Raw genomic sequence first — 13,338 nt, 5'->3', positions numbered from 1 at the left:
ACGACGATGGACTTCAACATGGTTCCCGAATGCCCAGCTGCCCGAACCGGTAAACCCGCGAGACGCAAACTGCCCCTCTCCCAAAGGGAAAGGGGCAGTTTCGGCGTGCCTGGTATCAGAGGCGCTCGATGATGGTGACGTTGGCGGTGCCGCCGCCTTCGCACATCGTCTGCAGGCCATAGCGGCCGCCCGTGCGCTCCAGTTCGTTCAGCATGGTGGCGAACAGCTTGGCACCGGTGGCGCCGAGCGGGTGGCCCAGCGCGATGCCGCCGCCGTTGGGGTTGACCTTTGACAGATCGGCCTTGAGGTCCTTGGCCCACGCCAGGACGACGGGCGCGAACGCCTCGTTGATCTCCACCACGTCGATGTCGTCGATGCTCAGGCCGGTCTTCTCCAGCGCGTACTTGGCCGCGGGGATGGGGCCGGTCAGCATCTTCACCGGGTCGTCACCACGGCAGCTGATGTGGTGGATACGGGCGCGCGGCTTGAGTCCGTGGGCCTTGACTGCGGCCTCGGAGGCCAGCAGCGTCGCCGACGCCGCGTCCGAGATCTGGCTCGCCAGCGCGGCGGTCAGGCGACCACCCTCGACCAACGGCTTCAGCGAGGCCAGCTTTTCCCGGGTGCTCTCACGCGGGCCTTCGTCGACCTTGAAGTCGCCGACGGGGATGATCTCGTTGTCGAAGCGGCCCTCACGGATCGCGGTGAACGCCCGCTGGTGGCTGTTGAACGCGAACTCTTCCATCTCGTCACGGGAGATGTCCCACTGCTCGGCGATCATCTCGGCGCCACGGAACTGCGAAATCTCCTGGTCGCCATAGCGTTCCACCCAGCGCTTCGACTCGTTGGTCGGCGAGGTGAAGCCGAACTGCTCGCCGACGATCATGGCCGAGCTGATCGGAATCTGGCTCATGTTCTGGATGCCGGCGGCGAGGATCAGGTCGGCGGTGCCGGACATGATCGCCTGGGCCCCAAAGGAAATGGCCTGCTGTGAGGAACCGCACTGCCGGTCGACGGTGGTGCCGGGGACAGCCTCGTCGTAGCCGGCGGCGAGCCACGTCAGGCGACCGATGTTGCCGGCCTGGCCACCGATGGCGTCGACGCAACCGACGATGACGTCGTCGAACGCAGCGGGGTCGATGTCGTTGCGCGCGAAAATCCCGCGGTACGCCTCCACACCGAGGTCGATCGGGTGGTAGCCGGCGAGGGCACCGCCCTTCTTGCCGACGGCGGTGCGCACAGCGTCGATGACGTACGCCTCAGATGCGGCCATTTCTCATCTCCTTCGTTGGGTGAAACTCATTTGGCGGCAAGGCGTTACGGAGCTACCGCGACGCCGCCGAGCACGATGGTCAGGTAGTGCTGCCCGACGTCTTCCGCGGTCAACTTGCCGCCCGGCTGGTACCAGCGCACCGACACCCAGGTGGTGTCACGGATGAAGCGGTACACCAGGTCGACATTGAGGTCGGACCGGAAAACGCCTTCTGCCATTCCCTGCTTCAGGACGTCGACCCACATCTTGCGCTGCTGGCGATTGCGCTCATCGACGAAAGCGAACTGCGGCAGGATCCCGAGCCGCTTCGCCTCGTCCTGATAGATGACGACCTGCGCATGCCGGTGCTCGATGGCGTCGAATGACGCCATGAACAGACCCTTGAAACGCGCCAGTGGATCGGGCTCGGTAGCGATGATCTGCTCGTACCGGGTGAACAGCCAATCGAGGAAGTCCCGCATGACCTCTTCGACCATCTGTTCCTTCGATTTGAAGTGATGGTAGAGACTGCCTGACAGGATTCCTGCCGAGTCTGCGATGTCCCGGACGGTGGTTGCCTTCAGCCCACGCTCAGCGAACATCGCCGCGGCGAGCTGAAGAAGCTCGTCGCGCCTGGTCGCGGGTTGGCTGGGCGGTGGTGACGCCATCGACACAGCATAGCAACCAAGCGCTTGTTAGGTCGATTTTGGTGGCTAGTGACTGTTACCACTGCGCATTTCCCCGCCGAAACTGAGCTTGTGTGCCAAGAATCGGCGATTTTTCGCACACAAGCTCAGGTTCGACGGCCCGCTAGTAGCGAGATGACCAGTACTGATCGCAATAGTCGGGTAACTCCGTTCCCACCGGCCGGTCCGCGTTCGAGCGGGACAGGTTGAACAGGTACCACGGGTCGTCATGCGGGTAGTTCGAGCGGACGCACGCGCGGACACGCTCAGGTAGCCGATGCAGTGCCGGGTCAATGTCCGACGACAGCCGCGACAGATACTCGGCGTCGAATTGGCCGGTCTGCTCGAAGCGGTCGATGTTGCGATCAGCGACGAGGCGCTCCGGATTCAGCGCAGCCAGTCCAAGCAGTGCCACCACTCCGGCCGCCAACACTGCGTGCGGCAGCCAGCGCCCCGACATCCGCACCCCCGCCACCGCGACGAGCAGGAACACCGCACCCAACCACAGTTCGATGGTGATCACCATCAGCCGGTCCGTGCTGAAGCCGTACGCCTGCTGATAGAGCCACATGCGGTGGATCGCAGAGATGACGACGACAACCGAAGTCGCGCAGAGGATTCCGGCCAGCACTCGGAGTACATGGCGGTCACCCGCAGTGACACGCCCCGCCACCCGGATCACGCCGCTCAGCACCAACAGCGTCAGCGCCGACACCCACAACAACTGCCAGAAGCCCTGCCGGGCGTACTCGGCGTACGTCAGCCCCTCGGTTTCCAGAACGTGGGTATGACCGCCGAACAGCACCGCCGCCTGCACCGCGACGAACGCGATGAACAGCGCATCGAGCACCCCCAGCGGGACGGCCCACTCCCAGCGCGGCACCGGCTTCATCGGCTTGGGCGCGAGGACATCCAGCCGCGGCGCGAACCGGGTCAGGTAGGCACCACCGAGGACGAACGCCGCGACCATGCCGAAGACGACGACGCGGGCGACGACGTCGACACCGTCGAACCGCGGGACCAGCTTGCCCACCAGATGCGCAAAAGCCGCGTCCGCGGAGGCAAATAACCCACCGAACACCAAGGTCAGCAGCACTGTGAGACCGCCGACAACGGCAACGCGAACCGGGTTTGCGATACCCACCCGACCGGACAATCCACGCCGCGTCCAACCGAGGACACGGGCCGGCAGCGCCCACGCCAGGAACGGCGCGGTCAGGACCGCGGTCCAGGTACGTCCGCCGAACAGCGTGCACCACCCGACGATCCAGGCCGCCATGATGCACAGCACGCCCAGCCAGTCGGCGGCGAGTAAGGCGGGAACTGCCAGCAGCGCCAACGTCAGTGCGATACCGGCCCATTCGGTGCGCGTCGGCCGGCGCTCGGCGGTGCCGTAGACGACGGCGAAGACCATCACCCCGACGGCCAGGTAGCCGACGCTCAAAGACGACGGCCGCCACAGCGCAGTACCGAGCAGACCGGCCACCACGGCGAGCATCACCACCCGGTGTGGCGCTGTCGCCAGCGGACTGATCGGCCACACCCGTCGCGGCAACATCGTCCAACCGGGCTCACCGCGGCGCGGCAGTGCCGGCCCGATCAGCGGAGGGACCATCGGCGGCCCTGTATATCCCATCAACATCGTCATGCGGACCGCTCCTCTGATTCCGGAATGCTCACCCTGAAGCGGCATCGGGACTTGACCCCGTGTGTTGGACACGCTGAATCCCGCAAGGTTGGCGGGGGAAGCGAGATGATCCACCACGATGGCAAGGAAAAATTACCCTGACGAGTTCAAACGGGACGCGGTAGCGCTGTACCGAGACACCGAGGGCGCCACGATCACGCAGATCGCCGACGAACTCGGCATCTCCGGTGTGACGCTCTCAGCGTGGTGCAAAGCCGCCGGGGTGCCGATCAGGCACCGCAACCCCACCGCAGCAGCACAGCCGAGCCCCGGCGTTGAGACCCCAGAGCAGGAGCTGGCCCGGCTACGGGCCGAGAACAAGGCGTTACGCGCCACGGAGGCTCGGTTGTCTACCGAGCGTGACATTCTGCGGTCGGCGGCCAAGTATTTCGCCGGGGAGACGAACTGGTGAGCCGCTTCCAGTTCGTCGCCGACCACCTGCACACCTTCGAGGTGAAGTGGCTGTGCGCAGTCGTCGAGGTTGCGCGTTCATCGTTCTACGCCTGGTTGGCCGCTGCCGACGGACGCGCCGCCCGCCAGGCCGCTGACAAGGCGCTGGCCGCGCGTATCCGCACCGTGCACGATGAGGACAACACCTACGGGGCGCCGCGGATCACCGCTGAACTCAACGACGGTGCACCCGACGGTGAGCGGGTCAACCACAAGCGGGTGGCCCGGGTCATGCGCAGTGCCGGGATCGCCGGCTACCGCCGCCGGCGACGGGTGAAGACCACCACGCCGGATCCGGCCAAACAGAAAGTCCCGGACCTGCTCAACCGGGACTTCACCGCCGCGGCACCCAACGTCAAGTACGTCGGCGACATCACCTACCTGCCATTGGCAAGCGGTTCGAATCTGTATCTGGCGACCGTGATCGACTGCTTCTCCGGACGGGTGGCGGGTGGGCGATCGCCGAGCACATGCGCACCGAACTGGTCGAAGATGCCCTCAAAGCCGCTGCGGCTGCGCGGCTCCCTGACCGGTGCAGTGTTCCACACAGATCACGGAAGTCAGTACACCTCAAGGGATTTCGCGAACCTCTGCCGTGACTTGGAGGTCACCCAGTCTATGGGTGGCGTCGGGTCAAGTGCCGATAACGCGCTGGCCGAATCGTTCAACGCCGCCCTCAAACGCGAGATCCTGCAGGACCGCAGCCACTGGCCCGACGCTGCTACCTGCCGCCGCGAAGTGTTCCGCTGGCTGGCTCGCTACAACACCAAACGACGGCACTCCCGGTGCCGCTATTCCAGCCCTGCGACCTACGAAAGGACCCTAACACCGGCTACGCTGCCAGTAGCCGCGTAACCACAAATCCCGTGTCCACTACATGGGGGCAAGGCCCATCCCACCGTCGTCTCCACCACATCGATGACCCCGCCGTGCAATTCGACGGCCCAGCGGGCGATCGCCAGCCCCAGACCGGTGCCGCCATCAGATGTGGCGCCGCGGGTGAACCGTTCGAACACCCGCTCACGCTCTGCCGGCGCGATACCCGGACCTTGATCGGCCACCTCGAGCCGCAATCCCCCCGCATCGCGCGTCGCCCGCACCGTCACGCTGCTGCCGGGCGGGCTGTGCCGAATCGCGTTGTCCACCAGATTGACCACCACCTGCCGTAGCCGCGCCGGATCGGCCAGCGCCGTCAAACCGGGTGGTGACACCTCGACCGCGACCGACACGTCATCGGCGGAAACAGAGACGTGCTCGACGGCGGCACGCAGGAAGGCCTCGACGTCGAACCGGTTGATCCGTAAAGGAATTGCCCCGCCTTCGAGGCGCGACAGGTCCAGCAGATCGGTGACCAACTCACCGAGCCGTTCGGTCTGCGACAGCGCCAACCGCATCGTCTGCGCGTCCGGCTCGACGACACCGTCGACCACGTTCTCCAGGACGGCCTGCAATGCGGTGATGGGCGTGCGCAATTCATGGGACACGTTGCCGATCAGCCCGCGCCGGTACTCGTCGGCGGCGCCGAGATCGGCTGCCATCTGATTGAATGCCGTTGCGAGTTGGCCGACTTCATCACGCGACGTGGCGCGGACCCGAATGCTGTAGTCGCCCTTGGCCATCGCGCGGGCCGCGGCGGTCATCTGCCGCAAGGGAGACGTCATGCCGTGGGCCATGAACTGGGTGAAGAGCAGTGAGGTCAGCAGAGCGGACAGCAGCGCGTATCGGAACTGCCAGCTCGCGCCGATCCAGAAGGTGAACGACGCCAACAGGATTGCTCCGCCGACCAGCAGTCCCATCTTGATCTTGAAGGACGCGAACGGATCCAGCGGCCGGGGCAGCCGGTCCCATAGTTCGCCGAAGGTGCTCACCGTGGTACCTCTAGGGCATAGCCGACCCCATGCACGGTCCGGATGAGCTCGGCACCGAGCTTGCGGCGCAACGCCTTCACGTGGCTGTCGACCGTGCGCGTCTCGGCGCCCGACCCCCAGCCCCAGACGTGCTCCAGCAGCGTCTCGCGGTCCACCGCGGCTCTGGGACGACCGGCGAGGAAGGCCAGTAGATCGAATTCTGTTCGGGTGAGGTGGATTTCGATATCACCCTGGTGCACCCGGCGTTCGGCGAGGTCGATGCGGTACTCCCCCACCGACAGCGGCTGGTCCCCGGCCGCCCGGTCCACCCGACGCAGCAACACCCGCACCCGCGCAACCAACTCGCGCATGCTGAACGGTTTGGTGAGATAGTCGTCGGCCCCGATCCCCAGACCGATCAGCATGTCGGTCTCGTCGGTGCGGGCGGTCAACATCAGCACCGGCACCGGACGCTCGGCCTGGATGCGCCGGCAGACTTCCAACCCGTCGAAGCCGGGCAGCATGACGTCCAGCACCACCAGGTCGGGCTGTGTCGCTGCCGCCGCGGCCACTGCCGAAGGCCCGTCGACGGCCGTCTCCACCTGGAACGACTCGGCCCGCAGGCGGGTGGCGACCGAGGACAAGATCGTCGGCTCGTCGTCGACCACCAGGATTCGCTTCACGCTTTCCGACTGTAAGCGCGGTTTGTGGGGCTTACCGGCAGTGATTGTGAAGAAACTGTGGAGACTTACGGAGATGGCCGCCAACTACGATTGTGGCCGTGAAGGAAAGTCGCGTACCGCGTTCCACTGTCAGATTGTCGCTGGCTGTGCTGGTTTTGGCCGTCACCGCATGCCTTACGGGCTGTGGTCAGACGGGCGGAAAGGCGGTTCCGGCAGCATCAACTTCAGCCTCATCCACGTCGGTGTCGCCGACACCAACCACATCGTCAGCAGCCCCGTCACCGTCGGTCGCGCCGGCGTCGTCACCACTCGAATCCGAGAAGGGATTCGTGTTTATCACTGCTGCATGCGGCGGTCCGGCGGTGATCAACTTGCACCAAACGAGCGAGATCCTCAGTCGTGCCAAGGAGTGGGCTATGTGTATGGGGCAGCCCGGATCACCATCTACATACGTCGCCGTATACGCCACGCCGACTGACCTGGCCGTCGACACACCTCATCTCGAGGGCAGGTATCGATATGCGACCCACACCGATGAGACTGGAATGGCATGGTTGTTTCTCGTGGAAGGCACGGACGCGTCAACCCTGCGCCCGCTCGAACGACACGGCTTCACACTGCAATGACCGCGACAAACTTCCGCATATGACCCCTACGAGGAGGCGGTAACCTGTCTATAGACAGGTCAGGGGGGCTATAGACAGGTCAGGGGGACCGATGTACGTTGATTCCGATCTGCTGCGGATGGGCGCAGCCTTCGCCCAGAGCGCCGGCGCTATCGCGCATGAAGGGGCGGGCCGTTTTGCTGATGCCTCGATATCAGCGGGCATCTTCGGGGATTTCGATGACGCCCACGACTTCCACCGATCACTCGTCGACTGCCACGAAACGCATACGACCACGCTGAGTGGTTTCCGTACAGTTCTGGATTCGCTGGCGGAACGCACCAACTCGGCCGCAACGATTTTTGAGGTTCAGGATGCAGCGGGGGCAGGCTCGATCAATACGGCAGCCGATTCGATCTAGCCCGCATGTCGATTGAGCTAAAACATCTCAGCATCCAAGAATTGGTCAGTGCCGCCGGCGGTGACCCATGGCAAATGGACAGTGCCATCCAAAGCGGCGCGCCCGGTGAAATTGACGAGTTGGCAACCGCATTCAGAAATGCGAGTGGATGCATTACCGAGACCGAACATGATTTCACTATCGCCAAACAGCGCTTCGGATCAGCGTGGGACCGCCAGGACGGTGGCGGTCACCCGATCAACGACGCCGCCGAAGTAGTTCGCGTTACGGATAGTCTCCACCTCAGCAAATTGCAGATCTCTAAGCTCGCGGTCAGCCTTGAGAGCATTGCTGCCGCACTAGCGCAGTCCCAGCGCAGCTCCGCCACCTCGATATCTCTCTTGGAAGGCGCACTGAAGTCCTATGACCTTCAGATCGATGCGCGGATTGAGGAAGCGTCCAGGACAGGCAAGAACGCGGAGTGGGAGGATCTCAAGCGTGCGGCGGAAAGTCGCACTCGGACCGCAGTCGACGAAGCCAAGGCAATCCGTACGGCCTACACGGACGAACTCAGCAAGGCCCGGACCGCGATGGTCGCCGAAGGCTACGCAGCCGATCCCACTACGGGAGCCGATGGCATCGGCACTGCGCCCGCGCAATCAGCGCCCGATAAGTACGGTGCCAGCCAACGTGCTGCCGACGAAGCTCTCGTAAATGCGCCCGGAGCGTGGACACCTGAAAAGCAGGCAGCGTCAAACCGACTGCGCGACTTTGCAACCGCCACCAATCCAAACGCCATGGCGTGTTCCCTGTGAATGAGTCCAGCGTGTTTTAGAGTCCCGTGGCCCGGTTTCGGGCCGAGAAGGGACGATGAGATACATGGCTGGACGCAAGCGGCATTCCGCGGAGGACATCGTGCGCAAGTTGCGCCGCGCGGACGAGTTGGCTGCCGAGGGCAAGACTGGCGAGGAGATCGCCGCCGAGCTGGGCGTATCGCCGGCGACGTTGTACAACTGGCGCCGCGCCTACGGCGGGATGGACACCGACGCCGCCCGCGAGCTCAAGGAGCTGCGCGAGCAGAACGCCCGCCTCAAGCGGCTGTTGGCCGAGGCTGAGCTGGAGAAGGACGCGTTGCGGGAGGTTGCGAAGGGAAAATTCTGAGCCCAGCTGCCAAGCGCCGCGCCGTGGACATGCTCAAGGACACCTTGAGCATGTCGGAACGGTTGGCGTGCAAGGCCGTTGGGCTGGCCCGCTCCACTTACAGAAACCTGCCGATGGCGCTGACCCCGTCCGATCCGGACGCCGATATGCGGGTTTGGTTGCGCTCGTACGCCACCAAACACCCGTGTCATGGGTTCCGGCGTGCCTGGGCGGCGTTGCGGTACGACGAGCGCCGTGAGGTGAACAAGAAGAAGATCCACCGGCTTTGGCGCGAGGAAGGTCTGCAGGTGAAGGTCACCTCGCCGCGCAAGCGGTCGGGGGTGTCATCGTGCCCACCGGAGGTCATCGCGGATGCGCCGAAGGTGGTGTGGGCCATCGATTTTCAGTTCGACTCCACCGTCGACGGCAAGGCCATCAAGATCGCGTCGATGCTTGACGAGCACACCCGTGAGTCGCTGCTGAACATCGTCGAGCGGTCGATCACCGCGCAGCGACTGGTGGCCGAGTTGGAGAAGGTGTTCGCCGCGGCCGGCGGGCCGCCGATGGTGTTGCGGATGGACAACGGCCCTGAGTTCATTTCGGCTGCGCTGCAACAGTTTTGCGACGGCAAGGTCGGGTTGTCCTACATCCCGCCGGGCACGCCGTGGAACAACGGCTACATCGAATCGTTCAACAACCGACTACGCAAGGAGTGCCTCAACCGCAATCACTGGAACACCCTGATGGAGGCCCGAGTGGTGATCGGGGACTTCAAGGCTGACCACAACCTGCGGCACCGGCACTCGGCGCTGGGCTACCGAACACCCGCCGAGTACGCTGCCGTCTGTACGTGCAGTCACACCCCGATGGCCTGCGAAATCAACTGAATCTGGATCAACAAACCCGACTCTAATTCCGGGTGGACTCAGAATCGGGGACTCGCCAGCCACACCGGAAGCGAAGCGCTACGCGAGCGAACGACTCGACGATTTCACGACGGCCCAATCCGTGGGCCCATTGCCTACCGATCCGGTACTGGGCGGCGACGCTCGCACGCGCGCTCGCGCTCGTTTGGAATTGCAGTCGAAACTGGAGCACGGTGTACTCGACAAGCCTGGTCTGACACCAGATCAAGCGACGGCGGCCTTAGCCTCGATCCGTGGACTGACTGATTCTGTGAGGACTTTTCGGTTCTGGTCGGGATCATTTTGCTGTGGGCGGCAGTTAGCTGCTGGTCTGCCCAGCTTTTCCTGTGGTGTCCTCGGGTTGGGCCTTGCGGCGGTGGTCAGGATGTCACGGTTTGTGGGGGTGGGCGTCCGATCGTGTTGTGCCACAGTGCAAGCCAGTGTCGGGCCCAGGGCCAGTGGGCGGGTAGGTGCAGGACTGCTCGGCGTTGTGGTCGGGCCAGTCGGGCCGCGATGTTGACGATGCGCCGTCGCAGGGTGGCACCGCGGGCAACGGCGTGAGAGCCTCCGGCCAGGACGCCGGTGGCGCGCAGCAGGTTGTGGGCGATGGCCGCGCAGAGGATCCAGGCGGAGTTGGCGCCGAACCGCCCCGAGGGCATGTGGGCCAGGGGTCCGTCGATCAGGTCGGCGAACACGGTTTCGATGATCGCGTGGCGACGGTGGGTGATGTCGGCTTGATCGACCGGTAGGTCGATGTCGGTGAAGAACGGGTGATACCGCCACACCGGAAACAGCCCATCGGCCATGCGCGCATCTTTGACCCGGCGTACCACCAGTCGTGCGGTGATCGGGGTCTTCGTGGAAGTGAAAGCGGTGTAGGTAGTTTCGGCGACTTCAGCATCAGAAATCCACGCGCCGGTATCGGGATCGCGCACTGCACCGGGATAGTTCACCGGTACCCACGCGTCCTGGTCGATCTGCTCGATCGCGGCGGTCAGCGCCGCGGTCTTGGTCAACACGAGCGAGAACCGGGCCCCGGCACGGCGGCACGCGGACACCACCGCGCTGTTGCCATAGGCCGAGTCGCCGCGCACCAGGATCTGACCAGTGACGCCGGCGGCACGGGCGGTAGCCACCGCTTGCGCGATCATCCGGGCCGCTCCCTTGCCGGAGTTGGCCTTGCCCGAGCGCAACCGCGCTCCGGCGATCACCGGGGCGCTGTGTTCGGTGCTGATCGTGGTCACCAGCGAGAGACCTTTGCGCAGGATCTGGCGGCCGGCGATCTTGGTGTGCCCGTAGCTCGCGCCCTGTTTGGCGTGTCCGTAGACCGGGCGCAGCAGCGAATCGATATCGATGAACGCACGCTGATCGGCGCCGGGCAGCAACAGCACGCGTTCACACAGGGCACCCAGATGTGCACCCAGAACTGACTCCAGTTGACGGGCATGCCCGAAGGTGAACTCCCGCAACAGGGTTCCGATCGTCGAAGGCGCATACACCCCGTCGAAGAGTGTTTTCATTCCACCGCTGCGGACCACGTCGAGGTCATCGATACTGTCCGCGCCGACGCACATGCCGGCGATCACCGTCGCCAGCTTCGGTGACGGGTTGGCCGCCCCGGACTTGATCCGCTCGCTGGTGAAACGAATCTTGTGCTCCAACAACGCCGAAAGGCGACTCTGCTCTGCCAACGTCATCACCGGCACCAGGCCCGCGCACGACACGAGATGCTCATCATCAAAGACCGCCGACGACGCGGTGAACCTGTGGGACACTTGCACTGGAAGTGCCTTTCCGAGTTGTGCCGATAAGTGCGTAGAGAACACTCATCATCCCAGCTCAGAAGGCACTTTCCTCGTTACGACACCCGACCAAACAGTCAGTTCATCGGTGGATCGAGGCTTAGACCAATCCGAGGCGCAGGCCCGCACCATGGTGATCGCCCGAGTGCAGGAGCAACTTCAACAGGCAGGCATGTCACCACAAGGGGCAGCCCAAGCTGCTGCGGGCATGTCGCATGGCCAGATTCCAAAGGAGCTAGTCGAGGGCGCATCAATGGCTGGGAAAGGTCTCTCTGGCGCCGAAATATCTGTGGCCCAGACGGCCGATTCAATGCGACCTGGCCACCCCTGGAACCAGTCAAGCCAGATATACAGCGCAGCCGATATCGAGGCACTCGAGAAGATCGGCGGCAAGCTAGGCGTTGCTGGAAACCTCGTGGATCTCGGAGTCGGACTATATGAATGGCAACACGGCATGCCTGCGGGTCAAGTCCTCACCAAAACCGCTGGCGGTATGGGGACTGCGTGGGCCGCTGGCGAACTTGGGGCCTGGCTCGGCGCGCCTGCCGGCCCAGTTGGGGCTTTTGCCGGCGGATTAGTTTTCGGCACGATAGGCGCTTACTACGGGGAAAAGTGGACTAGTGACATCTACAAATCGATAATGGGGTAGCCATGGGCAACTGGATATTGGCCCCCGCCTTCTTCGGGCTCGCAATGATGGCGCTCGCTGCGTTCCGGGATGACCTCGACGCATCCGGCCGAATTTTCTGGGCTGGCGCAACGATCACAACGATCACAACTTTCTTCATCGGCCTTCCGCGCGGCTTGGGGCCAGCAGCGGGCGGCAGCGTATGCGCAATTGCGGCCATCACCTTCACTGCATATCGCTATACGTCGTTCCTCAACATCGGCGGCAAGCCGCGTACCTTCTACAGTGACCACATCCAACCATACGGCGGCCGCGTAACCACCAAAAAAGCTTGGTGGCAACTGTTGTTCGCGATCGCCATATTCATGTACCCAGTGTTCGCGCTAATGACGGGAAAGGGCGGCCTATGCCAAACTGCCGTTTCCGCATTCGTGGCGATAGTGGCTGGTGTCGGGTTCGGCTACCGTGATCAACTCCTCCACAATCCGGTGGCCGCCGGCCAACGCGTCCAGTTCGTACTCGTTTCGATCGTGACCTTCGGGCTATTCCCCGCGAGTTACCTGGCGATGTACTTCGGGCGTCGGCACTGGATCACAAAAACTGAAGCGTACGAGCAGCATTCGCGTGCCCGCGAACGCCATGAGCAGACGTAAAACTATCGAATTCGCGTCGAAATCGACAGTTTTACGTCCGCTCGCGGAGGAAACTTAAGCCCGCTGGCTGGGCGCCGAGATAATCTCGCCGGTCAGGTAGCTGGAGTAGTCGCTGGCCAGGAATGCGATGGTCGACGCGACCTCCCACGGCTCGGTGGCGATGATTTCTTCGTACCGGCTGAACAACCGATCAAGGAAGTCCCGCGTGACCTCCTCGACCATCTGTTCGTTCGATTTGAACTGCTGGTAGCGACTGCCTGACAGGATTCCTGCCGAGTCTGCGATGTCCCGGACAGTGGTTGCCTTCAGCCCACGCTCAGCGAACATCGCCGCGGCGAGCTGAAGTAGCTCGTCGCGCCTGCTCGCGGGTTGACTGGCGATGGAGACGCCATCTCGACAGCATGGAAACCAAGCGCTTGCTAGGGTAGGTCGGGCCGGTGTTGACTTGGCCACTACGTACACAAAGATCGAGTGCTCACAGGGGTCGCGCACGTTGAGGCGATCGCGGCCCTGAGAGCGGGCGAGGTCACACGCGCGGTTCTCGACCGCGACCGATAGATGGGATGCGTAAAGCGTCGGGCGCTTCGATTCGAGCCCTATGCT

Annotated in this window: 13 protein-coding genes and 1 pseudogene; 7 read left to right on the top strand and 7 right to left on the bottom strand. The window is 63.8% G+C overall.

The features are described 5' to 3' along the window. Positions 1–115 precede the first annotated feature (115 nt). The 3 genes from fadA6 to G6N46_RS21660 all read right to left on the bottom strand — a co-directional run bounded on the left by fadA6 (position 116) and on the right by G6N46_RS21660 (position 3,583). Positions 116–1,270 carry a steroid 3-ketoacyl-CoA thiolase FadA6 gene (gene fadA6 / locus G6N46_RS21670; RefSeq protein WP_135356514.1) on the bottom strand — a complete coding sequence of 385 codons (1,155 nt, stop codon included), beginning with the start codon at positions 1,268–1,270 and terminating at the stop codon, positions 116–118. A gap of 44 nt (positions 1,271–1,314) precedes the next feature. Further along, positions 1,315–1,917, bottom strand: a complete 603-nt coding sequence (locus G6N46_RS21665; protein ID WP_133426418.1) for a TetR/AcrR family transcriptional regulator — start codon at positions 1,915–1,917, stop codon at positions 1,315–1,317. Positions 1,918–2,059: 142 nt separating this feature from the next. Continuing rightward, positions 2,060–3,583, bottom strand: a complete 1,524-nt coding sequence (locus tag G6N46_RS21660; protein WP_167526424.1) for a DUF4153 domain-containing protein — start codon at positions 3,581–3,583, stop codon at positions 2,060–2,062. A 118-nt stretch (positions 3,584–3,701) separates the two neighbouring features. Here G6N46_RS21660 and G6N46_RS28805 point away from each other — a divergent pair, with 118 nt between their 5' ends. Next, positions 3,702–4,034, top strand: coding sequence for a transposase (locus tag G6N46_RS28805; RefSeq protein WP_064859989.1), 333 nt, complete (start codon positions 3,702–3,704; stop codon positions 4,032–4,034). After that, the gene (locus tag G6N46_RS21655; RefSeq protein WP_235688655.1) at positions 4,031–4,927 is read left to right on the top strand and encodes an IS3 family transposase; all 897 of its coding nucleotides are present in this window, start codon (positions 4,031–4,033) and stop codon (positions 4,925–4,927) included. Before G6N46_RS28805 ends, G6N46_RS21655 begins: the two co-directional genes overlap by 4 nt. Here the strand turns inward: G6N46_RS21655 and G6N46_RS21650 are convergent. After that, the gene (locus G6N46_RS21650; protein ID WP_234880793.1) at positions 4,882–5,940 is read right to left on the bottom strand and encodes a HAMP domain-containing sensor histidine kinase; all 1,059 of its coding nucleotides are present in this window, start codon (positions 5,938–5,940) and stop codon (positions 4,882–4,884) included. The genes G6N46_RS21655 and G6N46_RS21650 overlap by 46 nt on opposite strands. Next, the gene (locus G6N46_RS21645) at positions 5,937–6,602 is read right to left on the bottom strand and encodes a response regulator transcription factor (protein WP_064983296.1); all 666 of its coding nucleotides are present in this window, start codon (positions 6,600–6,602) and stop codon (positions 5,937–5,939) included. Before G6N46_RS21645 ends, G6N46_RS21650 begins: the two co-directional genes overlap by 4 nt. A 73-nt stretch (positions 6,603–6,675) precedes the next feature. Here G6N46_RS21645 and G6N46_RS21640 point away from each other — a divergent pair, with 73 nt between their 5' ends. The 4 genes from G6N46_RS21640 to G6N46_RS21625 all read left to right on the top strand — a co-directional run bounded on the left by G6N46_RS21640 (position 6,676) and on the right by G6N46_RS21625 (position 9,634). Beyond that, positions 6,676–7,080, top strand: coding sequence for a hypothetical protein (locus tag G6N46_RS21640; protein WP_138250837.1), 405 nt, complete (start codon positions 6,676–6,678; stop codon positions 7,078–7,080). A gap of 239 nt (positions 7,081–7,319) precedes the next feature. Then, a complete protein-coding gene (locus tag G6N46_RS21635; RefSeq protein ID WP_138250838.1) occupies positions 7,320–7,628 on the top strand; it encodes a DUF2563 family protein in 309 nt (102 codons plus the stop codon). Positions 7,629–7,633: 5 nt separating this feature from the next. Continuing rightward, on the top strand, positions 7,634–8,422 hold the full coding sequence (locus G6N46_RS21630) for a putative alpha/beta hydrolase (protein ID WP_138250839.1): 789 nt from the start codon (positions 7,634–7,636) through the stop codon (positions 8,420–8,422). A gap of 64 nt (positions 8,423–8,486) precedes the next feature. Next, positions 8,487–9,634, top strand: a protein-coding gene (locus G6N46_RS21625; protein ID WP_109557130.1) for an IS3 family transposase whose coding sequence is annotated in 2 segments (ribosomal slippage) — positions 8,487–8,754 and positions 8,754–9,634 — 1,149 coding nt in all. Because the reading frame shifts where the segments join, the coding sequence is not laid out codon by codon here. A gap of 398 nt (positions 9,635–10,032) precedes the next feature. Here the strand turns inward: G6N46_RS21625 and G6N46_RS21620 are convergent. Next, a complete protein-coding gene (locus G6N46_RS21620) occupies positions 10,033–11,433 on the bottom strand; it encodes an IS1380 family transposase (protein ID WP_163692946.1) in 1,401 nt (466 codons plus the stop codon). Positions 11,434–12,105: 672 nt separating this feature from the next. On the opposite strand from G6N46_RS21620, the gene G6N46_RS21615 reads away from it, so the two are divergent. Further along, entirely contained in the window at positions 12,106–12,735 is a 630-nt protein-coding gene (locus G6N46_RS21615) for a hypothetical protein (RefSeq protein ID WP_138250843.1), read from the top strand. 111 nt (positions 12,736–12,846) lie between these two features. Here G6N46_RS21615 and G6N46_RS21610 read toward each other — a convergent pair. Continuing rightward, positions 12,847–13,062: pseudogene (locus G6N46_RS21610) on the bottom strand (TetR/AcrR family transcriptional regulator); the annotation flags it as partial. Positions 13,063–13,338: the final 276 nt, after the last annotated feature.

It is taken from the genome of Mycolicibacterium phocaicum (genome assembly GCF_010731115.1).
Lineage (GTDB): Bacteria > Actinomycetota > Actinomycetes > Mycobacteriales > Mycobacteriaceae > Mycobacterium > Mycobacterium phocaicum.
This window is presented reverse-complemented; position numbering and strand designations above follow the sequence as displayed.